The organism is Streptomyces sp. Je 1-332 (assembly GCF_040730185.1).
Lineage (GTDB): Bacteria > Actinomycetota > Actinomycetes > Streptomycetales > Streptomycetaceae > Streptomyces.
On record NZ_CP160402.1, the window covers coordinates 4,269,211 to 4,289,804 of the forward strand.

Annotated in this window: 21 protein-coding genes; 16 read left to right on the forward strand and 5 right to left on the reverse strand. The window is 70.4% G+C overall.

The window, feature by feature from the left end:
* The first annotated feature begins 1 nt into the window (after nt 1).
* From ABXJ52_RS19315 to ABXJ52_RS19325, 3 genes are all read left to right on the forward strand, one after another.
* Nucleotides 2–466, forward strand: coding sequence for a helix-turn-helix domain-containing protein (locus ABXJ52_RS19315; RefSeq protein ID WP_367043844.1), 465 nt, complete (start codon nt 2–4; stop codon nt 464–466).
* A gap of 100 nt (nt 467–566) precedes the next feature.
* The gene (locus ABXJ52_RS19320; RefSeq protein ID WP_367043845.1) at nt 567–1,070 is read left to right on the forward strand and encodes a hypothetical protein; all 504 of its coding nucleotides are present in this window, start codon (nt 567–569) and stop codon (nt 1,068–1,070) included.
* Nucleotides 1,064–1,546 carry a nucleoside deaminase gene (locus tag ABXJ52_RS19325; RefSeq protein ID WP_367049128.1) on the forward strand — a complete coding sequence of 161 codons (483 nt, stop codon included), beginning with the start codon at nt 1,064–1,066 and terminating at the stop codon, nt 1,544–1,546. Before ABXJ52_RS19320 ends, ABXJ52_RS19325 begins: the two co-directional genes overlap by 7 nt.
* Before the next feature lie 19 nt (nt 1,547–1,565).
* On the opposite strand, the gene ABXJ52_RS19330 is transcribed toward ABXJ52_RS19325, so the two are convergent.
* Nucleotides 1,566–2,225 carry a helix-turn-helix transcriptional regulator gene (locus ABXJ52_RS19330; RefSeq protein ID WP_367043846.1) on the reverse strand — a complete coding sequence of 220 codons (660 nt, stop codon included), beginning with the start codon at nt 2,223–2,225 and terminating at the stop codon, nt 1,566–1,568.
* 22 nt (nt 2,226–2,247) lie between these two features.
* Nucleotides 2,248–3,231: a helix-turn-helix transcriptional regulator gene (locus ABXJ52_RS19335; protein WP_367043847.1), complete on the reverse strand. Its 984-nt coding sequence runs from the start codon at nt 3,229–3,231 to the stop codon at nt 2,248–2,250.
* Between the two features lie 310 nt (nt 3,232–3,541).
* On the opposite strand from ABXJ52_RS19335, the gene ABXJ52_RS19340 reads away from it, so the two are divergent.
* The gene (locus tag ABXJ52_RS19340) at nt 3,542–3,913 is read left to right on the forward strand and encodes a hypothetical protein (RefSeq protein ID WP_367043848.1); all 372 of its coding nucleotides are present in this window, start codon (nt 3,542–3,544) and stop codon (nt 3,911–3,913) included.
* A 120-nt stretch (nt 3,914–4,033) separates the two neighbouring features.
* On the opposite strand, the gene ABXJ52_RS19345 is transcribed toward ABXJ52_RS19340, so the two are convergent.
* Nucleotides 4,034–4,468 carry a pyridoxamine 5'-phosphate oxidase family protein gene (locus tag ABXJ52_RS19345; RefSeq protein WP_367043849.1) on the reverse strand — a complete coding sequence of 145 codons (435 nt, stop codon included), beginning with the start codon at nt 4,466–4,468 and terminating at the stop codon, nt 4,034–4,036.
* Between the two features lie 181 nt (nt 4,469–4,649).
* On the opposite strand from ABXJ52_RS19345, the gene clpB reads away from it, so the two are divergent.
* A complete protein-coding gene (gene clpB, locus ABXJ52_RS19350) occupies nt 4,650–7,247 on the forward strand; it encodes an ATP-dependent chaperone ClpB (RefSeq protein ID WP_367043850.1) in 2,598 nt (865 codons plus the stop codon).
* A gap of 83 nt (nt 7,248–7,330) precedes the next feature.
* Nucleotides 7,331–7,873, forward strand: a complete 543-nt coding sequence (locus ABXJ52_RS19355; RefSeq protein ID WP_367043851.1) for a YbjN domain-containing protein — start codon at nt 7,331–7,333, stop codon at nt 7,871–7,873.
* Between the two features lie 84 nt (nt 7,874–7,957).
* Here ABXJ52_RS19355 and ABXJ52_RS19360 read toward each other — a convergent pair whose 3' ends face one another.
* On the reverse strand, nt 7,958–9,166 hold the full coding sequence (locus ABXJ52_RS19360) for a pyridoxal phosphate-dependent aminotransferase (RefSeq protein WP_367043852.1): 1,209 nt from the start codon (nt 9,164–9,166) through the stop codon (nt 7,958–7,960).
* A 725-nt stretch (nt 9,167–9,891) separates the two neighbouring features.
* Between ABXJ52_RS19360 and ABXJ52_RS19365 the strand changes: the two genes are divergently transcribed.
* The 10 genes from ABXJ52_RS19365 to ABXJ52_RS19410 all read left to right on the forward strand — a co-directional run bounded on the left by ABXJ52_RS19365 (nt 9,892) and on the right by ABXJ52_RS19410 (nt 19,336).
* Nucleotides 9,892–10,410, forward strand: a complete 519-nt coding sequence (locus ABXJ52_RS19365) for a DUF2617 family protein (protein ID WP_367043853.1) — start codon at nt 9,892–9,894, stop codon at nt 10,408–10,410.
* Between the two features lie 110 nt (nt 10,411–10,520).
* Nucleotides 10,521–12,086 carry a polyamine aminopropyltransferase gene (locus tag ABXJ52_RS19370; RefSeq protein ID WP_367049130.1) on the forward strand — a complete coding sequence of 522 codons (1,566 nt, stop codon included), beginning with the start codon at nt 10,521–10,523 and terminating at the stop codon, nt 12,084–12,086.
* Between the two features lie 46 nt (nt 12,087–12,132).
* Nucleotides 12,133–12,903, forward strand: a complete 771-nt coding sequence (locus tag ABXJ52_RS19375; RefSeq protein WP_367043854.1) for an SRPBCC domain-containing protein — start codon at nt 12,133–12,135, stop codon at nt 12,901–12,903.
* 201 nt (nt 12,904–13,104) lie between these two features.
* A complete protein-coding gene (locus ABXJ52_RS19380; protein ID WP_367043855.1) occupies nt 13,105–13,893 on the forward strand; it encodes an aldose 1-epimerase in 789 nt (262 codons plus the stop codon).
* 30 nt (nt 13,894–13,923) lie between these two features.
* Nucleotides 13,924–14,478, forward strand: coding sequence for an orotate phosphoribosyltransferase (gene pyrE, locus ABXJ52_RS19385; protein WP_249588748.1), 555 nt, complete (start codon nt 13,924–13,926; stop codon nt 14,476–14,478).
* A gap of 130 nt (nt 14,479–14,608) precedes the next feature.
* The gene (gene fbaA, locus ABXJ52_RS19390) at nt 14,609–15,640 is read left to right on the forward strand and encodes a class II fructose-bisphosphate aldolase (RefSeq protein ID WP_367043856.1); all 1,032 of its coding nucleotides are present in this window, start codon (nt 14,609–14,611) and stop codon (nt 15,638–15,640) included.
* 78 nt (nt 15,641–15,718) lie between these two features.
* On the forward strand, nt 15,719–16,132 hold the full coding sequence (locus ABXJ52_RS19395; protein WP_361829148.1) for a DUF3151 domain-containing protein: 414 nt from the start codon (nt 15,719–15,721) through the stop codon (nt 16,130–16,132).
* 177 nt (nt 16,133–16,309) lie between these two features.
* Nucleotides 16,310–17,131, forward strand: coding sequence for a tryptophan 2,3-dioxygenase family protein (locus tag ABXJ52_RS19400; RefSeq protein WP_367043857.1), 822 nt, complete (start codon nt 16,310–16,312; stop codon nt 17,129–17,131).
* The gene (gene kynU / locus ABXJ52_RS19405) at nt 17,124–18,335 is read left to right on the forward strand and encodes a kynureninase (protein WP_367043858.1); all 1,212 of its coding nucleotides are present in this window, start codon (nt 17,124–17,126) and stop codon (nt 18,333–18,335) included. The genes ABXJ52_RS19400 and kynU overlap by 8 nt, the downstream gene beginning before the upstream one ends.
* A 122-nt stretch (nt 18,336–18,457) precedes the next feature.
* Nucleotides 18,458–19,336: an alpha/beta hydrolase gene (locus ABXJ52_RS19410; RefSeq protein WP_367043859.1), complete on the forward strand. Its 879-nt coding sequence runs from the start codon at nt 18,458–18,460 to the stop codon at nt 19,334–19,336.
* A gap of 13 nt (nt 19,337–19,349) precedes the next feature.
* Here ABXJ52_RS19410 and ABXJ52_RS19415 read toward each other — a convergent pair whose 3' ends face one another.
* The gene (locus ABXJ52_RS19415) at nt 19,350–20,567 is read right to left on the reverse strand and encodes a cytochrome P450 (RefSeq protein WP_367043860.1); all 1,218 of its coding nucleotides are present in this window, start codon (nt 20,565–20,567) and stop codon (nt 19,350–19,352) included.
* Nucleotides 20,568–20,594 lie beyond the last annotated feature (27 nt).

A 20,594-nucleotide genomic window follows, 5' to 3' on the forward strand; every position in this document is an offset into this window, starting at 1 on the left:
GATGGACGGCCGTCGTCGACAGTCCAATTTCGGGCGGGCGTACCAACTGACCGATGAGACGCCGGTCTACGTCATCTCGGTGGCCGCCCAGCTTTCCGGCCTGCATCCGCAGACCCTGCGCCAGTACGACCGCCTCGGTCTGGTCTCCCCGGACCGCACGGCGGGTCGTGGCCGGCGCTACTCGGCCCGCGACATCGAACTGCTGCGCACGGTGCAGCAGTTGTCGCAGGAAGAGGGCATCAACCTCGCCGGCATCAAGCGCATCATCGAGCTGGAGAACCAGGTCGCGGCGCTGCAGGCGAGGGTGGTCGAACTGTCCAGCGCCGTGGAGGGCGCCGCCGCGGCGATGCAGCAGCGCGAGGCGGCGGTGCACGCTTCGTACCGCCGCGACCTGGTCCCGTACCAGGACGTGCAGCAGGCGAGCGCGCTGGTGGTGTGGCGGCCCAAGAGGTCGTCGGAGCAGTAGATTTCTCGTGTTGTGAGTGTCGGGGCCGGGAGGTGAGAACCTCCCGGCCCCGCCGTCTTGATGTCTTGCTGTTTCTTCAGGGGGAAGTGGAGGACTCACCATGGCCATGGTGGGACTGTTCTGGATCGCCGAGGGCGATGTGTACGTGGGCGCGAAGCCGTCGGGGCTCGCGGCGGGGGTGCGGCTGACACCGGAGGGCGTGGTGGCCCTGGGGGACAAGCAGGGCGGCCTGTGGCCCTGGGAGGACGTCCACGCGCTGGTGGCGCGGGACGTCCCCGTGAAGTCCCTCAAGCGCAACGTGGGTGTGCTGGTGGACCTGGCGCTGACGGTGGGCCTCGGCGGGGGCGACGAGGCACCGACGATGACGCTGCGCGTCTCGGACGCCGGTGGCGACACGGACCTTACGGTGTACACGGCGGCGGCGACGGGTTACTCCCAGGCGGAGTACGAACTCTCCCGCGAGCTCCTGTCGCGCCTGACGCAGGGCGCGGGCACGCTGCTGACGACGCTGGCGGCGATGGCGGAGTGGGGCAGGCGCCACGAGGGCGGGACGCCGAGGGCGGCGGAACGCGAGAACCTACTGCGAACGTGGACGGAATCCTGATGGACGAGCGGGACCTGAAGCATCTGCGCCGCTGCGTGGAACTGGCGCGGGAGGCCCTGAAGGTGGGCGACGAACCCTTCGGCTCACTCCTGGTGTCGGCGGACGGCGAGGTCCTGAAGGAGGACCGCAACCGCGTGGCGGGCGGCGACCACACCCGCCACCCGGAGTTCGAACTGGCCCGCTGGTCGGCGGACCACCTGACGCCTCAGGAGCGGTCGAGGGCAACGGTCTACACCTCGGGCGAACACTGCCCCATGTGCGCGGCGGCACACGGCTGGGTAGGCCTGGGCCGCATCGTGTACGCGGCATCGTCGGAGCAACTCGGCTCATGGCTGAGGGACTTGGGCGCCCCGCCGCCCCCGGTCAACCCCCTCCCGATCGGGGCGATCGCCCCGGGAGTACGGGTGGAGGGCCCGGCCCCGGAACTGGCCTCGGAGATCAGGGAGTTGCATCGGCGGTTGCACGCGGGCGGCTGAGGCGTGACGTCCTGCCACCTCAGTTGTCGGTGTCCAGTATTCCTGACTGCCCGATGAGATAACCGAGTTGCCCGCGGCTGTGGCTGCCGAGGGTGGAGGCGAGCTTGGCGATGTGGACGCGGGCGGTGCGGATGTTCATGCCCAGACGGGCGGCTATCTCGGAGTCGGTGTGGCCTTCGATCAGCAGGCCGGCCACGGCCCGCTGGCGGGTGGTGATGCCGTTGTCCGAGGGCTGTGGTGCGGCTCGGGGAAACATGGGTGTGGCCATGTGCCATTGGCGCTCGAAGGCTGTCACGAGGTAGCCGACCAGGGCGGGGTGGCGGACTTCGAGGGCCCGGGTGTTGCCTTGGTGTCCGGGGATGAACGCCACCGCGCGGTCCAGGATGACCAGGCGGTCGGTGATCTCGTCGAGGGTACGGACCTCGACGTCCCCGTCCAGTTGCTCGTAGTGCGCGAGGACGGGCAGCGAGTGCCGTGAGGTGTGCTGGTAGAGCGTACGCATCCGGCAGCCTCGCGAGAGCATGGCCTGCTCGCGAGGCAGGGCGGCGGCGAGGACCTCGGGCGGTCGGCTCCCGCCCGGTTGTACGGTCAGCAGTTCCTCCGTGGCCTCGGCCGCTGCGCGTGCGATGGCGTCGTTGATGCGGGGGAGGCCGTCGAGCGCGGTGATCGCAGGCGGCATTCCGCTCACTCCCTGACCGATTTCAGTGATCTCTCTCGAGGATCCCGGACTGTGCGATCAGATAACCGAGTTGCGCTCGGCTTCCACTGCCCAGGGCCGCGGCGATCTTTGCGATGTGGGAGCGGCAGGTGCGGACGTTCATGCCGAGGCGGCGGGCGATGGCCTCGTCCACGTGTCCCTCGATGAGGAGCCTGGCTATGGTGCGCTGGACGCCGGTGATGCCGTCGGTGGCGGGGGCGTAGGGGGTCTCTTCGAGGAGGGGAGCCGCGCGTTGCCAGAGTTGCTCGAAGACGTTCGCCAGGTACTCGACGAGCCCCGGGTGCCTGAGTTCCAGGGCTACTTGGCGATCGTCCCGCGCGGGTATGAAGGCAACGGTGCGGTCGAAGATCATCAGGCGTTCGATGAGTTCCTCCAGGGTCCGCACCTCCACCTTGCCTTGTTTCATGTACTCGGCATAGGCGATCGTGCCTTGGCTGTGCCGAGCGGTGTGCTGGTAGAGGGTCCGCATGGTGATGCCGCGCTCGATGATGCCCTGGCTTCGCTCCACGGCCTCGGTGAGGATGGCCTCGCTCCGCCCGCCGCCGGGTTGCACCGTGAGGATCTCGGTCTGGCACTCGGCGGTGGCGACTCCTATGGCCTCGTTGATCCGCTTGACGCCCTCCAGAACCGTTATCGCATGGACCGGCGTCCTGTCCTGAGCGGTGATGGCCATGAATGGCTCGAAGGTTTCGGTCAGTTCGACTGCGCGGGACCTGCGTTCCTGGATCTCACGCTCAAGAGGCCGCAGGCGCTGAGCGAGTACGGCCGTCGGCGGAAGAGGGCGGAGCCAGCCGGCGTCATCGGGATCAGGGTGCAGGAGGGCGAATTCCACCAGGCAAGGAGCCAGTGCGACTTCAGTGCGCGCTATGCGCCCCGAGCGCAGAGCGCTGGCGTAGAGCCTCTTTCCCTCGTCGCACAGGTCAGCCATGGAATGAGGATGTGCCCGAATTGGGCTGCTTGTTGTCATATCTCCATCCCCCAGGGTCCTGAACGTGCAGGAACATGATGCATCGCTCCTGTGGTGTTCGCATGGCTGAATGAGCCATCGTCTTGGAAGGCCGGGGGAGAGTCGCTATGGAAGTGAGGACGAAGCGCGCTATGTGCAAGGGAATGCTTCGCTCGGTACTTGTCGGTGCCTTCTCCATTGGGTTGGCCATCAGTGCGTGGAGTGCTCTCGACACGCTGGGGAGTTCCGAGCCCGCGGCCACTCATATCTCGGTGCCCAATGCGGCGCCCCCGGACATCATTTGGAACACCGCCCCGGCGGGAGCAAGAGCATGAGTACTCCCCCCGACGACCGCACCTTCCGCCGGGAAATGGCCACCGCCTACCGCTCCGGTTGGCACTTCATCGATCTCGCCACCGCGATACCCCACGCCGGCGACTCGTTGATGGTCACGCTCCTCGGTGAGCCAGTAGTCGTCACCCGTGACGACGAGGAGGAGATCCGGGCCTACCGGTGCCTCCGCAAGCCGCGCGGCGCCCCCCAGCCCGTGCGGTGTGCCATTCGGTACGGGATGGTCTTCGTCAATCTCGACCGGCGTGATCACCAGCTGGTCGGTGAGCCGGGGCAGCCGGGCGGCCGGCAGCAGGACCAGCAGAGTTCCACCACTACAAGAGCCATCACAGCCACCCCCCGCAGCGCCTGACGCGATCCCCCGTCGTTGTACATCGCGCAGGTGCTTCCCCCAGCAGCGGCGCCACCGTGGACCTGAACACGGTGGCGCCGCTGTGGTGTGTGCGGCAGGGACGCCGCCGTGGGCACGTGGTCAGCGGGCGGTCAGGGCCTTCTGCCCCATCGCCCGCGTCAGCGTGATCTCGATCAGCGCCCGGTGCGGATTCGGCCTCGGCGGCCGCCCGTACCGCTCCTCGAAGCGACGCTCGCCCTCCGCGATCTCCGCCGGCTCGGTGCGCACGCGCGCGTGCCCTTCCAGCGTCGCCCAGCGCCGCCCGTCGACCTGGCAGACCGCCACCCGCGCCCCCGCGCCCGTGCCGTCCGGCCCCTCCGCCGCCAGGACGTGGCGGACCTTCGCGCTCGACCTGCTCGCCAGTACGCGGGCCACACCCGCCTCCGGGTCGTACGTCACGCAGACCGGGACGACGTGCGGGGTGCCGTCGGGGCGTGGTGTCGTCAGCGTGCACAGGTGCCGTTCACGCCAGAAGCTGAGGTAGGCGGGGGTGGGGTGGTGTGGGTCCATGGCCATGGAGTGGAACCTAGCCGCTCGAACGTCCCCCGCTTCCCTTGAGTGGAATAGACTCAACTTTATGTACGCTGTTTAGGTCAGGTGGGTTCGCGGAACCCGCCGACCGTAGGCAATGCGGATCGCAAGGACGCAAGGTCTCAAGGACGCAAGGTCTCAAGGACGCAAGGAGGAGACGACACCCGTGGACGCCGAGCTGACCAACAGGAGCCGGGACGCGATCAACGCGGCCAGCAGCCTGGCCGTGAAGGACGGGCACCCCGACCTGACCCCCGCGCATCTGCTGCTCGCGCTGCTGGAGGGGCAGGACAACGAGAACATCACCGACCTGCTCGCCGCGGTCGACGCCGACCAGGCCGCCGTCCGCGCCGACGCCGAGCGGACCCTGAGCGGCCTGCCCAGCGTCACGGGATCCACCGTCGCGCCGCCGCAGCCCAACCGCGACCTGCTCGCGGTCATCGCCGACGCCTCACAGCGGGCGAAGGAGCTGGGCGATGATTACCTCTCCACCGAACATCTGCTGATCGGCATCGCCGCCAAGGGCGGCCCCGCCGCCGAGGTCCTGGGCAAGAGCGGGGCCACCGACAGGAAACTGCTCGACGCGTTCGAGAAGGCAAGGGGAGGACGTCGGGTGACCACACCGGACCCGGAGGGTCAGTACAAGGCCCTGGAGAAGTTCGGCACCGACTTCACCGCCGCCGCCAGGGAGGGGAAGCTCGATCCCGTCATCGGGCGGGATCAGGAGATCCGGCGCGTGGTGCAGGTCCTGTCCCGGCGCACCAAGAACAACCCCGTCCTCATCGGCGAACCCGGCGTCGGCAAGACCGCCGTCGTCGAAGGGCTCGCGCAGCGCATCGTGAAGGGCGACGTCCCCGAGTCCCTGAAGAACAAGCGCCTCGTCTCGCTCGACCTGGGCGCCATGGTCGCGGGCGCGAAGTACCGCGGTGAGTTCGAGGAGCGCCTCAAGACCGTCCTCTCCGAGATCAAGGAGAGCGACGGGCAGATCATCACGTTCATCGACGAGCTGCACACCGTCGTGGGCGCCGGAGCCGGCGGGGACTCCGCCATGGACGCCGGCAACATGCTCAAGCCCATGCTCGCCCGCGGCGAGCTGCGGATGGTCGGCGCGACCACCCTCGACGAGTACCGCGAGCGGATCGAGAAGGACCCCGCCCTGGAGCGGCGCTTCCAGCAGGTGCTCGTGGACGAGCCGACCGTCGAGGACTCCATCGCGATCCTCCGCGGGCTCAAGGGGCGGTACGAGGCCCATCACAAGGTCCAGATCGCCGACAGCGCCCTCGTCGCCGCCGCCGCGCTCTCCGACCGGTACATCACCTCGCGCTTCCTGCCCGACAAGGCCATCGACCTCGTCGACGAGGCCGCGAGCCGGCTGCGGATGGAGATCGACTCCTCCCCTCTCGAGATCGACGAGCTCCAGCGCTCCGTCGACCGGCTGAAGATGGAGGAGCTCGCCCTCAGCAAGGAGACCGACCCCGCGAGCAAGGAGCGCCTCGAAAGGCTGCGGCGCGACCTCGCCGACAAGGAGGAGGAGCTGCGCGGGCTCAACGCGCGCTGGGACAAGGAGAAGCAGTCCCTCAACCGCGTCGGTGAGCTGAAGGAGAAGCTCGACGAGCTGCGCGGCCAGGCCGAACGCGCCCAGCGCGACGGCGACTTCGACACCGCGAGCAAGCTGCTCTACGGCGAGATCCCCACCCTCGAACACGACCTGGAGGTCGCCTCCGAGGCCGAGGAGGAGGTCTCCAAGGACACGATGGTGAAGGACGAGGTCGGCCCCGACGACATCGCCGACGTCGTCGGCGCCTGGACGGGCATCCCGGCCGGGCGGCTCCTCGAGGGCGAGACGCAGAAGCTGCTCCGCATGGAGGACGAGCTCGGCAAGCGCCTCATCGGCCAGACCGAGGCCGTACGGGCGGTGTCCGACGCCGTGCGCCGCACGCGCGCCGGGATCGCGGACCCCGACCGCCCCACCGGGTCCTTCCTCTTCCTCGGGCCGACCGGCGTCGGCAAGACCGAGCTGGCGAAGGCCCTCGCGGACTTCCTCTTCGACGACGAGCGCGCCATGGTCCGCATCGACATGAGCGAGTACGGCGAGAAGCACAGCGTGGCCAGGCTGGTCGGCGCCCCGCCCGGGTACGTCGGCTACGAGGAGGGCGGCCAGCTCACCGAGGCGGTGCGCAGGCGCCCGTACAGCGTGGTGCTGCTCGACGAGGTCGAGAAGGCGCACCCGGAGGTCTTCGACGTCCTGCTCCAGGTCCTCGACGACGGACGGCTCACCGACGGGCAGGGCCGGACGGTGGACTTCCGCAACACCATCCTCGTCCTGACCTCCAACCTCGGCAGTCAGTACCTGGTCGAGCCGCTGACCTCCGAGGAGGAGAAGAAGCAGCAGGTCCTCGAAGTCGTACGGGCCTCTTTCAAGCCGGAGTTCCTGAACCGGCTCGACGACCTCGTCGTCTTCACCGCCCTCGGCAAGGACGAGCTCGCACACATCGCCCGGCTCCAGATCGACCGCCTCGCGAAGAGGCTCGCCGAGCGCCGGCTCACGCTGGAGGTCTCCCCCGAGGCCCTGGCATGGCTGGCGGACGAGGGCAACGACCCGGCCTACGGCGCCCGCCCGCTGCGCCGCCTCATCCAGACCTCCATCGGTGACCGGCTCGCCAAGGAGATCCTTTCGGGCGAGGTGAAGGACGGCGACACGGTCCGCGTGGACACCTTCGAGGATGGCCTGATCGTCGGACCGGCGACGGCCGAGAGGGCATAACCCGGTCACATCGGGGGCGGGGGTTGCGGGCCCCCGCCCGACATGGGGCAGGATGGCGGAATCCGTACGAAGGGACTAAGCACGTGAGCATCGACCCGTCCTCGATTCCGAATTTCGGGGGACAGCCCGAACCGCAGCAGGGCGATGGACCGGCGGGCCCCGTTGTCCCCGACCAGGACCTGGTCAAGCAGCTCCTGGACCAGATGGAGCTCAAGCACGTCGTCGACGAAGAGGGTGACCTCGCGGCGCCGTGGGAGGAGTTCCGCACGTACTTCATGTTCCGTGGCGAGGGAGACCAGCAGGTCTTCTCGGTGCGGACGTTCTACGACCGCGCGCACGGCATCGAGGAGAAGCCCCAGATCCTCGAGGCGATCGACGACTGGAACCGCCGCACCCTGTGGCCGAAGGTCTACACGCACACCCACGACGACGGCACCGTCCGCCTCATCGGCGAGGCGCAGATGCTGATCGGCACGGGCGTCGCACTCGAGCACTTCGTGTCGTCCACGGTCAGCTGGGTGCGCGCCGCGATCGAGTTCGACCGCTGGCTCGTCGAGCAGCTCGGCCTGGAGGCCGAGGTCGACGGCACCGAGGGCGAGGAGAAGCCCGGCGACGACCAGGCCTAGGCCTGGACCACGCGAGACCGAGAGCCCGGCCGGATCACCCCGGCCGGGCTCTCGTCGTGACGGTCGCGACGGTCGTGACGGGGACTACAGCGACTTGAGCCGGGAGACCGCCTCGGCGAGCACCTCGTCCTTCTTGCAGAACGCGAAGCGCACGAACGGCGCCCCCGCCTCCCTGTGGTCGTAGAAGACCGCGTTCGGGATGGCGACCACGCCGACGCGCTCGGGCAGGGCCCGGCAGAAGGCGAAGCCGTCCGACTCGCCCAGGCGGCGGATGTCGGTCGTGACGAAGTACGTGCCCGCCGGGCGGTAGACGTCGAAGCCCGCGGCCGTCAGGCCCTCGCTCAGGAGGTCCCGCTTGGCGCGCATGCCCTCGGCGAAGGACGTGAAGTACGCGTCGGGCAGGGCCAGGGCCTCCGCGATGGCGTACTGGAACGGGCCCGCCGACACGTAGGTGAGGAACTGCTTCGCCGAGCGGACCGCCGTCACCAGCTCCGGCGAGGAGGTGATCCAGCCGACCTTCCAGCCGGTGTACGAGAACGTCTTGCCGGCCGAGCCGATCGTGACCGTGCGCTCGCGCATACCGGGGAAGGAGGCGAGGGGGATGTGCTCCGTGCCCTCGCCGTCGTCGAAGACCAGGTGCTCGTACACCTCGTCCGTGATCACCAGAAGGTCCCGCTCGACCGCGAGCTTCGCGATCTCGGTCAGCTCGGCGCGGGTCAGGACGGTGCCGGTCGGGTTGTGCGGGGTGTTCAGGAGCAGCAGCCGGGTGTGGGGCGTGATCGCGTCGCGCAGCTCGTCCAGGTCGAGGCGGAAGCGGCCCGCTGCTGCGTCCGGGCGCAGCGTCACGGGGACCCGCTTGCCGCCGGCCAGGGCGATCGACGCCGCGTACGAGTCGTAGTACGGCTCCAGGGCGATCACCTCGTCGCCGGGCTCGACCAGGGCGAGCAGGGACGCGGCGATCGCCTCGGTGGCGCCCGCCGTGACCAGGACCTCGCGGTCGGGGTCGTACGCGAGGCCGTACCTGCGCTGCTGGTGCGCGACGATCGCCGCGCGGAGCTCGGGGACGCCGGGGCCCGGCGGGTACTGGTTGCCGCGGCCGTCACGCAGGGCGCGGACCGCGGCCTCGCGGATCTCCTCGGGGCCGTCCGTGTCGGGGAAGCCCTGGCCGAGGTTGATGGCCCCCGTTTTCACCGCCAGTGCGGACATCTCGGCGAAGATCGTCGTACCGAACTCGGTGAGGCGGCGGTTGAGCAGCGGGCGCCCGCTCCCGGATGTGGAGGTCATGGCCGCCATCCTGCGCCGAACCTCTGGACTTCCTCAACTCTGCTTTGGGCCGACGCCCACGGGGGCATTTCCCTTCCACGCAAGAACAGCGCACGAGAACAACACATGCGAACGCGGACCCACGGGGGGCCTGCTTCGGGGGAATGGAAAGGGGCGTGGACGTCATGACTGGGGTCTTCGTGGTGGTCGGTCTGGCCGTAGTCGTCATGGCACTCGTGGCCATGGGCAGCTCCCGTGGACGCGGCGGTCGCTCGCGCGGGGCCGGTGGAGCCGGTGCGGCGAGTTCCGGCGGCGGCTGGTGGGCCGGCGGAGGGCACGGCGGTGGTCACGGAGGTGGCTCCTGCGGTGGTGGTTCGTCCTGCGGCGGCAGCTCTTCGTGCGGCGGCGGTGGCGGTGGCGGTTGTGGCGGTGGCGGAGGCAGCTGACACGGGGCAGCTGGTCCGTCCATCTGTTGAAGTGCCCGGCAGGAGGCAACTCCTGCCGGGCACTTCGTCGTTGAGTCATTGAACAGTTGAACTGTGCAGCCCCCGCAGGGGTGGAAACCCTCCGAAGTTGGGTAAAAGCGCAGTGGCAGTGCAGCAGTCCATGATTCCCTCTTAACCGTCAGCACCGCCCTCGGACGGACGACTTGGACATCAAGGACGTTCGCGTGGGCACGAGCCGGCATTCCGACCGCCCGGTCTCCGACCGGGTGCGCCGGCACCACCTCCATTGCGTGTTAGCGGAGCCGACCCATGCTCACGACCCTGAAGACTGTCTATACCGACACGTGCGCCGCGGACCTCGCCTGGACCCTGGGGCGCGAGCCGCTGCCCGCGCTCGCCACACTCGAACTGGACCTTGTCGACGCGAAGATGGAGCTGCGGCTCCTCGGGGCATCGCACCAGGTGCTCCTCGAAGAGGAGCAGGGCACCTGTTCCGAGACCGTCGCCTGTATCCCCGGCAGCAGTACGCCACTTCCGCTCGGCGTCTCCAAGCGCCTCGGCGAGTGGGAGTACGAGTTCGCGGCGCGCGTCGAGACCCTCTCGCGGGGTCAGTTCGCGGGCCGCGCACAGGAACTGCTCGCCCTGGTGGCCGAGCATCCGCACGGTCTGGCCGGGGTCTTCCCGGGCAGTCCGCACGCGTTCACGGCCATGTTGGCGCAGCGGCACGAAGGGGCGGTGCAATGGCGCACCTGGCACGCCTACCCGCAGGACGGGCAACTCGTGGCGACCCGCACCCGGGTGGGTGTGCGCATGCCGGCAGTGCTCTGACGGTTGCCGGCCGCTCCTGACCGTCGCGCCCCATCTACACCTCTAACGCTCAGTTGCACCCTTGTGGGTGACCTGATGTGTGTGTTCGGTGACGTAGCGTTCCCAAGGTGATGGAGCCGTCAACGCACTTACCGGTGACGCCCCGGACAGGACGGTTCTTCGTCCTGGCGGGCGTCTTCGTCTGCGCGGCCTGCGGTCTGGTGTATGAACTCGAACTCGTCGCCCTCGCCACGTACTTGATCGGGGACTCGGTCACCCAGGCCTCGGTGGTCCTCTCGGTGATGGTCTTCGCCATGGGTCTCGGCTCCCTGCTCGCCAAGCGGCTGCGGCGCCGGGCCGCGGCCGGTTTCGGCCTGGTCGAGGCGGCACTCGCGCTGGTCGGCGGACTGAGCGCCATGGCGTTGTACGCGGCGTTCGCCTGGACCGGCGACCGGGGCGAGGTCTGGGCGGGCGGCTCGCGCTATCTCCTCGTCGCCTTCTCGCTCGCCATCGGTCTGCTCATCGGCGCCGAAGTGCCGCTGCTCATGGTGCTCATCCAGCGGATCAGACGGCAGGACCCCAGCGGCGCCGTGTCGGACCTCTTCGCCGCGGACTACGTGGGCGCGCTGGTGGGCGGCCTCGCCTTTCCCTTCCTCCTGCTCCCCCTGCTCGGCCAGCTGACCGGGGCGCTGGTCACCGGCGCGGTCAACGCGGTCGCGGGCGGCGCGCTGGTGTTCGGCCTGTTCCGGCACGACTTGAGCGTGCGCGGCCGGTGGATCCTGATCGTCGCGAACGTCACCGTCCTCGGCCTGCTCGCGTCGGCCGCCGTCCTGGTCGGCGACTTCGAGGCGGCCGCGCGCCGGGCGGTCTACGGCAAGGACGTACGGGTCGCCGTGCAGACCGGCGTCCAGGAAGTCGTCCTGACCGGTGGCAGGCACGATTCTCTCGACCTCTACCTCGACGGTCGCCTGCGGGTCAGCGGCCGTGACGAGCACCGCTACCACCGGGCGCTCGTCGGCCCCGCGATGAGCGGCCGCCACGCGCGCGTGCTGATCCTCGGCGGTGGCGACGGCCTCGCGGCGCGCGAGGTGCTCCGGCATCCGGGGGTGCGGCGGGTGGACGTCGTCGAACTCGACCCGGGAGTGGTGCGGCTGGCGCGCCGTGACCCGGCGCTGAGCGAACTGAACGGGCGGGTCTACGACGACCCCCGGGTGCGGGTGGTGCACGCCGACGCGTTTCACTGGCTGCGCTCACCCCCTCGTACGTACGACGTGGTGATCTCCGATCTGCCCGACCCCGGCATCACCGCGAGCACCAAGCTCTACTCCCAGGAGTTCTACGGCCTCGCGTCGCGGGCCCTGGCCAGGGGCGGACGCCTGGCCGTGCACGCCGGGCCGATGACGTCCAGGCCCCACGCCTTCTGGACGGTGGAGGCCACACTGCGGGCGGCGGGCCTGCTGACGGAGCCGTACGGCGTCGGGGGCAGGCTCTCCGCGTTCGCCGCGGGCCCCGGCCGGGCGGCGGACGGCGCGTCCGCGCCACGCGACTGGGGCTTCGTCCTCGCGGCGAGATCCCGCCCGGTCCTCGATCCGCCCGGGAAGGCGGCGCTGCCGCGGGTGGCCGTCGCCTCCGCCGAACGGACGCGGATGCGGGGCCTCGCACCCTCCACACTGGTGCACCCGCGGTACACGAACTGACGAACTGACGTACATGTTCTCGGCCACGTGGGTAGGCTCGACTGCCATGGAGCATGAGGTGTTCGTTCCGGTTACCGCCGACCGTCTTCAGCAGGTGCTGAGCGACCCCGAGCAGGTCGCTGGGGCGGTGCCCGGACTGCAGCGCGACGCGGACGGGACCGCGGCGCCGCTCTCCGGCCGGCTCAAGGTGCGAGTCGGTGGACACGCCATCACGTATCGCGGTGCGGCGCGGGTCGCTCCGCGCGGCGACGGTTCCTACGCGATCGAGGGCGAGGGCGTGGAGGTGCGGGGCGGCGGCTCCGTGAAGCTCTCGCTGACGGTGCGGCTCGAATCCGCCGAGGAGGACGAGGCCGGGACCCGGCTGGTCTTCGCCGGGACGGGTGCGGGGGAGGGGCGCGTCACGGAGGCGTCCGCACAGGCTGTGGAGGGGGCGGTGAGAAGGCTCCTGGAGCGGTTCGCTGAGGGGCTCGGCCGGGCGGCCGAGCCGGAGCCGGAGCCTGCGGCGCCCGAACCCGAGCCTGTCGAGGTGACCCCCGTCTTCGAGACGGAGGTGCCGCCGTCGTCGTTCGACGAGGAGGACGACGTCGACGTCGAGGAGATTCTGGTGCCGCCCGCGGAGGCGGCGCACGCGCGGCGGACGATGATCGGCCGGAGCGCCGAGGAGGTCGACCACGCGCCGCCCCGGGGGCGGTACGCCCCCGCGCCCGCCGCGGAGTCGCTGTCCACCTCCGCCACGTTGCGCTGGGCCGCGCCTGCCGCCGCGGTGGTGCTGGCCTCGGCGATCGTGGCGGGGCGCGCGCTTCGCCGCAGGCGCTGATTTTTCCCCAACCCCGCCCCTTCCCGAAAACCGTGCCTGCGCCCCGGGCCTACCTGGGGCTCCGCCCCAGACCCCGCTCCTCAAACGCCGGAGGGGCTGAAAGATTCAGCCCCTCCGGCGTTTGAGGAGGGCCCTCGCGCCGAGCGAGTTTTCGGGAAGGGGCGGGGTTGGGGAAATGTCCCTGCCCGTAGGGTCACATCCGTGAGTATCGAAGACGTGACACTGACCGCGGGCGACGCGGAAGTCGTCCTGCAGCCGGGCAACGGCTGCCGAGTGGGAAGCCTCAAGCTCGGCGGCAAGGAACTGCTGAGGCAAGGTGCCAGATACGGCTGCTTCCCCATGGCCCCCTGGGCCGGCCGCATCCGCGAGGGCAGCTTCCGCAACGGCGGCACGACCCACCAGATGCCCCTCAACTCCCCGCCCCACGCCATCCACGGCTTCGCCAGGGACGCCGCGTGGCGCACGGCCCGCGCCGGCAAGAGCGAGGCCGTGTTCACGTACGACCTCACCGACCCCTGGCCCTACGAAGGCCGCGTCACGCAGATCGTCGCCCTCACCGAGGACTCCCTCACCCTCACGCTGGGCATCGAGACGTACGGCGACAGCTTCCCCGCCCAGGTGGGTTGGCACCCGTGGTTCAACCGCAGCATCGGCGGCGAGAACGTCCAGGTGGAGTTCAGCCCCGCCTGGCAGGAGGAGCGCGGTGACGACCACCTCCCCACCGGCCACCGCATCGCCCCCACCCCCGGCCCCTGGGACGACTGCTTCGGGATGCCGGACGGCGTCGACGTCACCCTGACCTGGCCCGAGCAGCTGGCGCTCACGGTGAAGAGCCGCGAGCAGTGGGTCGTCGTCTACGACGAGCAGGAAGCCGCCGTGTGCGTGGAGCCGCAGACAGGGCCGCCGAACGGGCTCAACACCCTGCCCCGCCTCGTCACCCCCATCGAGCCCCTCGAAGCGTCGACGACCTGGACCTGGACGCGGCTCTGAGCCCCTGGAGGCGGCTTTAAGCTGGCAGGCATGACTGACGACGTACGTGGCGCCCTGCTGCAGCAGATCAAGGACAAGGCCGTGGTGCACGGCAAGGTGACCCTCTCCTCGGGTCTCGAAGCCGATTACTACATCGACCTGCGCCGCATCACCCTCGACGGCGAGGCCGCCCCCCTGGTCGGCCAGGTGCTTCTCGACCTCACCGCCGACCTCGACTTCGACGCCGTGGGCGGCCTGACCATGGGCGCCGACCCCGTCGCGGGCGCGATGCTGCACGCCTCCGCGGCGCGCGGCAAGCGCCTGGACGCCTTCGTCGTGCGCAAGGCCGCCAAGGCGCACGGCATGCAGCGCCGGGTGGAAGGCCCCGACATCAAGGGGCGTCGCGTACTCGTCGTCGAGGACACCTCCACCACCGGCGGCTCCCCGCTCACCGCCGTCGAGGCCGTGCGTGAGGCGGGTGCCGAGGTCGTGGGCGTCGCGACCATCGTGGACCGTGCCACCGGGGCGGGCGAGAAGATCACCGAGGGCGCCGGGGTGCCGTACCTCTTCGCGTACTCCAAGGACGATCTCGGCCTCAGCGACTGAGGGCCCGAGCGACTGAGGATCCACGTCCGGGCCGAGCCGCCCGGTGGATCTGGAAAGATGGGGGCGACGATGACGTCGCCCCCTTAGGTCAGGGCCAAGCACACACCCGCACATCACAAGGAGCGGACACATGCCCATCGCAACCCCCGAGGTCTACGCCGAGATGCTGGACCGGGCGAAGGCAGGCAAGTTCGCCTACCCGGCCATCAACGTGACCTCCTCGCAGACGCTGCACGCCGCACTGCGTGGTTTCGCGGAGGCCGAGAGCGACGGCATCATCCAGATCTCCACCGGTGGTGCGGAGTTCCTGGGCGGCCAGCACAACAAGGACATGGTGACGGGCGCCGTGGCCCTCGCCGAGTTCGCGCACATCGTCGCCGCGAAGTACGACATCACCGTCGCGCTGCACACCGACCACTGCCCCAAGGACAAGCTGGACACGTACGTCCGTCCGCTGATCGACGTCTCCGCCGAGCGCGTCAAGGACGGCCGTAACCCGCTCTTCCAGTCGCACATGTGGGACGGCTCAGCCGAGACCCTCGCCGACAACCTGGCCATCGGCCAGGAGCTGCTCGCGAAGGCCGCCGCCGCGAAGATCATCCTCGAGGTGGAGATCACCCCGACCGGTGGTGAGGAGGACGGCGTCACGCACGAGATCAACGACGAGCTCTACACGACCGTCGACGACGCGCTGCGCACCGCCGAGGCCCTGGGCCTCGGCGACAAGGGCCGCTACCTCCTGGCCGCGTCCTTCGGCAACGTCCACGGCGTCTACAAGCCGGGCAACGTCGTCCTGCGCCCCGAGCTCCTCAAGGACCTCCAGGAGGGCGTCGCCGCCAAGCACGGCAAGACGGCCGGTTCGCAGCCGTTCGACTTCGTCTTCCACGGCGGCTCCGGCTCGACCGCCGAGGAGATCGCGACCGCCCTGGAGAACGGCGTCGTGAAGATGAACCTCGACACGGACACGCAGTACGCCTTCACGCGTCCCGTCGCGGACCACATGTTCAAGAACTACGACGGCGTCCTGAAGGTCGACGGCGAGGTCGGCTCGAAGAAGACGTACGACCCCCGCACCTGGGGCAAGGCCGCCGAGGCGGGCATGGCCACGCGCGTCACCGAGGCGTGCGCGAACCTGCGCTCCACGGGCACGAAGCTGAAGTAACCGCCCCGGCGGTCCGCACGGGCCCGGCACCCTTCCCTGGGTGCCGGGCCCGTGCGCGTATGGAGCAGACTGGAACCCATGGCCATTCACAAGGATCTGCTCGGGGGACCGCCCCCGACCCACCTGCCCGACGACCCGGAGCCGCGCGAGCTGCTCGCGAACGGTGCGGCGCCCGCCGACGTCGCCGCGAAGTACCCCACCTCCTCCCTCGCCTGGGCACAGCTCGCCGACGAGGCGTTCGAGCGGGGCAGCGTCGTCGAGTCGTACGCGTACGCCCGCACCGGCTACCACCGCGGCCTCGACTCGCTGCGCCGCAGCGGCTGGAAGGGCCACGGCCCGGTGCCGTGGGAGCACGAGCCGAACCGCGGCTTCCTGCGGGCCCTGCACGGCCTCGCACGCGCCGCGCAGTCGATCGGCGAGCAGGAGGAGTACGAGCGCTGCGCCGGTTTCCTGCGGGACTCCTCCCAGACGGCGGCGGACACCCTGGGTTAGCCCCCGGACCGCCCCGCACACGTGCCTGACGTGCCTGACCTGCCTGGACGCCGCTGTGACCAGGCAGGTCTTGCCGTTTTGTGGGATGTTGCGGAGGATGCCGTTGGGGACCGGGGCCCCCGTGTCGGTAACGGCAGGGGCGGACCGCTACCCGGAGTACGTATCAAGGAGATCGCGATGTCCCAAGAGGCGGACACCCCGAACCTCGACTTCGCAGGAACCACCCCTTACGAGGACTACGTGCAGGCGGACGTCCTCACGCACCTCCAGCACCTGCGCTCCGACGATCCCGGAGAGATGGTCTTCCTGGTCACCACCCAGGTGATGGAGCTGTGGTTCACGGTCATCGTGCACGAGTGGGAGACCGCGTCGCACGCCCTGCGCCGCGACGACATCCCCACCGCCGTGGCCGCGCTCAAGCGCAGCCTGCGCGAGCTGGAGGCGCTGAACGCCTCCTGGCGCCCGCTGGCGCAGCTCACCCCCGCCCAGTTCAACTCCTACCGCGGTTCGCTCGGCGAGGGGTCCGGATTCCAGTCCGCGATGTACCGCCGCATGGAGTTCCTGCTCGGCGACAAGTCCGCGTCGATGCTGGTGCCGCACCGGGGCGCGCCGCGCGTCCACGCGGAGCTGGAGAAGGCGCTCCAGGAGCCGAGCCTGTACGACGAGGTGCTCGCCCTGCTTTCCCGCCGCGGCCACGCCGTCCCGGACGCCGTCCTGCAGCGCGACCTGACGAAGAAGTACGAGCCGTCGCCCGAGGTCGAGAAGGTGTGGACCGACCTCTACTCGGGTGACGAGAGCTCTGAACTCGCCCGCCTGGGCGAGGTGATGACGGATGTCGCCGAGCTCGTGTGGCGCTGGCGCAATGACCATCTGGTGGCGACCCGGCGCGCGATGGGCTCCAAGACGGGCACGGGCGGCTCGGCGGGCGTGGCGTGGCTGGAGAAGCGCGCGCAGAAGAACGTGTTCCCCGAGCTGTGGACTGCGAGGAGCCATGTCTGAGGCCGACCTCAAGGCGATAGCGGCGAAGCGGGATGCTGAGGATGAACTCCGGGGCAAGAGGGACGAGTTCGTCCTGGATGACTCCGTCTACCTGGACGGAAATTCGCTGGGCGCGCTCCCGGCGGTCGTCCAGGCCCGCGTGGCAGACGTCATCACCCGCCAGTGGGGCCAACTCCGCATCCGCTCCTGGGACGAGAGCGGCTGGTGGACCGCCCCCGAGCGGATCGGCGACCGCATAGCCCCGCTCGTGGGCGCGGCGCCCGGCCAGATCGTCGTCGGCGACTCGACGAGCGTGAACGTCTTCAAGGCCCTGGTGGCCGCCGTACGCATGGCCCGTGACTCGGGCGAGGGGCGGGACGAGATCGTCGTTGACGCGACGACGTTCCCCACGGACGGGTACATCGCCGAGTCCGCGGCGCGGATGACGGACTGCCGTCTGGTGCCGGTCGCCCCGGGCGAGGTGCGCGGTGTACTCGGCCCGCGCACGGCCGTGGTCCTGCTCAACCACGCCGACTACCGCACCGGCCGCCTGCACGATCTGCCCGGCCTGACGGCGGCCGTGCACGACGCGGGCGCGCTCGTGGTCTGGGACCTGTGCCATACCGCCGGTGCGCTGCCCGTCGGGCTCGACGCGCACGGTGTGGACCTCGCGGTCGGGTGCACCTACAAGTACCTGAACGGGGGGCCTGGTTCACCTGCCTACATCTACGTACGGGCGGATCTTCAGGCCCGCTTCGACTCCCCGCTGCCCGGCTGGAACTCGCACGCCGAGCCCTTCGGGATGCGGCCGGAGTTCGAGGCGGCGGACGGCGCCGTGCGGGGCCGGGTCGGTACGCCGGACATCTTGTCGATGCTGGCCCTGGACGCCGCCCTCGACGTGTGGGACGGGGTCTCCATCGACGCCGTACGGGCCAAGTCCCTTGCCCTGACGGACTTCTTCGTCGAGTGCGTGCGCGCCTACGTCCCCGAGGGCAGGGTCGAGGTGCTCACCCCGGCCGCCCACGAGGAGCGCGGCAGCCAGGTCGCCCTGCGGTGCCACGACGCGGGTGACGTGATGCGGCGCCTGGTCGAGCAGGGCGTGGTCGGCGACTTCAGGGCGCCGGACGTGCTCCGCTTCGGCTTCACGCCGCTGTACGTCGGCTTCGCCGATGTGGAGCGGGCGGCAGGGGTGTTGGCGCGGACGCTGGGCGACTCCGCGAGCTGACGGCGGCAGCCGTTACCGGGCAGGGGCGGGGTAGGGGAAGATCAAACGGACACCCCGCTGGGGAGACCGGACGAACACCCCGCCCCAGCTCCTGGCACCCAACCCCGCAGAGAGGTCCTCGTATGCCGGACGACGCCGCCGCAGTGGCCCGTGATGCCGCCGAGGCCGACGCCGCCTTGTCGCACCCCGCGGTGACGCCCGACGCCACCGCCGCGTACGGCGAGCACCCCGACCAGGTGGTCGACTTCTACGAGCCCCGGACCGGCGGTGACGCCCCGGCCCCGCTGGTCGTCGTGCTGCACGGGGGCGCCTGGCGTGCTCCGTACGACCGCCTGCACATCACGCCCTTCGCGGACTTCCTCGCCCGGCGCGGCTTCGCCGTGGCCAACGTCGAGTACCGCCGCGGTGGTTCCATCCCCACTCAGGGCGAGGGGCTCGTCGCGGGGCGCTGGCCCGAGACCTTCGACGACGTGGCCGCCGCCTTCGACGCGCTGCCGGATCTCGTACGGGAGCATCTGCCGGTGGCCGACACGCGCCGCACCGTCGTCACCGGCCACTCCGCGGGCGGCCACCTCGCCCTGTGGGCCGGGGCCCGGCATGTGCTGCCCGAGGGCTCCCCCTGGCGCATCGGCAGGCCCGCTCCCTTCCGGGGTGTCGTCGCTCTCGCGCCCATCGCCGACTTCCGCGCGGCGCAGGAGCTGGGCGTCTGCTCGGACGCGTCCCTGCAACTGCTCGGCGGCAGGGACAAGTTCGAGGAGCGGCTGCCGCACGCCGACCCCGCGGCCCTGCTGCCGACCGGCATCGCCACGACCGTCGTCCAGGGGCGTACGGACATCGTCGTGCCGGAGGCGGTCGCCGAGGCGTACGCCGACGCGGCGGCCAAGGCGGGCGAGGTGGTGGGGTTGACGCTTCTGGAGGACGTGGGCCACTTCCCGCTCATCGACCCGGCGGCCGACGCGTGCGCGGTGGTGGCGGAGGAGATCTCGCAGCTGGCGTTCTGAGTCTTCGGGGGGCTCAGACCTCCACGAGCAGCTCCCGCAGCCCCCGGATCACGAAGTTCGGCTTGCGCTCCGGCTCGGCGGCGAGCGTCAGGCCGGGCGCCCTGCGGAGCAACGCTCCGAGCGACGCCGCGAGTTCGATGCGGGCCAGGGGTGCGCCGATGCAGTAGTGGATGCCCGCGCTGAAGGAGATGTGCGGGTTCTCGGCGCGGGCCAGGTCCAGTTCGGCGGGGGCGGAGAACAGCGCGGGGTCGTGGTTCGCCGATCCGAAGAGGAGGGCGACCTCGCTGCCGCGCGGGATCACGGTGCCGTCGATCTCGATGTCGTCCAGAACCCACCGCTCGAAGAGCTGGAGCGGGGTGTCGTACCGCATCAACTCCTCGACGGCGGTGGGGATCAGGCGCTCGGGGTCCGCGCGCAGGGCGGCCAGTTGCGCCGGGTTGCGGAACAGCGCGTACCAGCCGTTGACGGTGGCGTTGACCGTCGCCTCGTGCCCCGCGTTGAGCAGCAGCACGCAGGTGGAGATCATCTCCTGCTCGCTCAGGGACTCACCTCCCTCGTACGCGGCGATGAGCCCCGAGATCAGGTCGTCGCCGGGCTTCTCGCGGCGCACGGCGATGAGTTCGCGCAGGTACGCGGAGAATTCGAGCGAGGCCGTGACGGCGCGGGCCGCGGTCCCCTCGGACGGGTTCAGCTCGTACATCCCGCAGATGTCGGCCGACCAGGGCCGCAGCTGCTCCCGGTCGGCCTCCGGGATGCCCAGCATCTGTGCGATGACGGAGACCGGCAGCGGCTCGGCGACGCGGGCGGCGAGGTCGCCGCCCCCCTCGGCCACGAGGTCCCGTACGAGCCGGTCGGCCAACTCCTCGACGTACAGCCTGAGTTGCTCCACGGTGCGAGGCGTGAAGGCCTTCGACACCAGGCGGCGGATGCGGGTGTGGGTTGGGGCCTCCAGGTCGAGCATGCCGTTGTCGTTCAGGACGTGGAACGGCTCGTGCTCGGGCGGCGGCGCCTGCCGCCCGAACTCCTCGTGCGTGAAACGGTGCAGATAGGTCCGCCCGAGCCGCCGGTCCCGCAGCAGCGCGGAGACGTCCGCGTGGTGCGGGATCAGCCACTGGTCGGTGGCCCCGAAGTAGTGCACGCGCCCGGTGGCCCGCAGTCGCGCATAGGCCGGGTAGGGGTCGGCGATGAACTCCGGGGACCAGGGGGCGAAGTCGGCGAGAGGGGCGTCCATGGAGGGACGCTAGTCGCAGGCGGGCCC

Coding starts and splice junctions, on each gene's coding strand:
- ABXJ52_RS19315 (WP_367043844.1), top strand. CDS start 2: ATGGACGGCCGTCGTCGACAGTCCAATTTCGGGCGGGCGTACCAACTG.
- ABXJ52_RS19320 (WP_367043845.1), top strand. CDS start 567: ATGGCCATGGTGGGACTGTTCTGGATCGCCGAGGGCGATGTGTACGTG.
- ABXJ52_RS19330 (WP_367043846.1), bottom strand. CDS start 2,225: ATGCCGCCTGCGATCACCGCGCTCGACGGCCTCCCCCGCATCAACGAC.
- ABXJ52_RS19335 (WP_367043847.1), bottom strand. CDS start 3,231: ATGACAACAAGCAGCCCAATTCGGGCACATCCTCATTCCATGGCTGAC.
- ABXJ52_RS19340 (WP_367043848.1), top strand. CDS start 3,542: ATGAGTACTCCCCCCGACGACCGCACCTTCCGCCGGGAAATGGCCACC.
- ABXJ52_RS19345 (WP_367043849.1), bottom strand. CDS start 4,468: ATGGCCATGGACCCACACCACCCCACCCCCGCCTACCTCAGCTTCTGG.
- ABXJ52_RS19360 (WP_367043852.1), bottom strand. CDS start 9,166: ATGGCGGCCATGACCTCCACATCCGGGAGCGGGCGCCCGCTGCTCAAC.
- ABXJ52_RS19365 (WP_367043853.1), top strand. CDS start 9,892: ATGCTCACGACCCTGAAGACTGTCTATACCGACACGTGCGCCGCGGAC.
- ABXJ52_RS19370 (WP_367049130.1), top strand. CDS start 10,521: ATGGAGCCGTCAACGCACTTACCGGTGACGCCCCGGACAGGACGGTTC.
- ABXJ52_RS19375 (WP_367043854.1), top strand. CDS start 12,133: ATGGAGCATGAGGTGTTCGTTCCGGTTACCGCCGACCGTCTTCAGCAG.
- pyrE (WP_249588748.1), top strand. CDS start 13,924: ATGACTGACGACGTACGTGGCGCCCTGCTGCAGCAGATCAAGGACAAG.
- fbaA (WP_367043856.1), top strand. CDS start 14,609: ATGCCCATCGCAACCCCCGAGGTCTACGCCGAGATGCTGGACCGGGCG.
- ABXJ52_RS19395 (WP_361829148.1), top strand. CDS start 15,719: ATGGCCATTCACAAGGATCTGCTCGGGGGACCGCCCCCGACCCACCTG.
- ABXJ52_RS19400 (WP_367043857.1), top strand. CDS start 16,310: ATGTCCCAAGAGGCGGACACCCCGAACCTCGACTTCGCAGGAACCACC.
- kynU (WP_367043858.1), top strand. CDS start 17,124: ATGTCTGAGGCCGACCTCAAGGCGATAGCGGCGAAGCGGGATGCTGAG.
- ABXJ52_RS19410 (WP_367043859.1), top strand. CDS start 18,458: ATGCCGGACGACGCCGCCGCAGTGGCCCGTGATGCCGCCGAGGCCGAC.
- ABXJ52_RS19415 (WP_367043860.1), bottom strand. CDS start 20,567: ATGGACGCCCCTCTCGCCGACTTCGCCCCCTGGTCCCCGGAGTTCATC.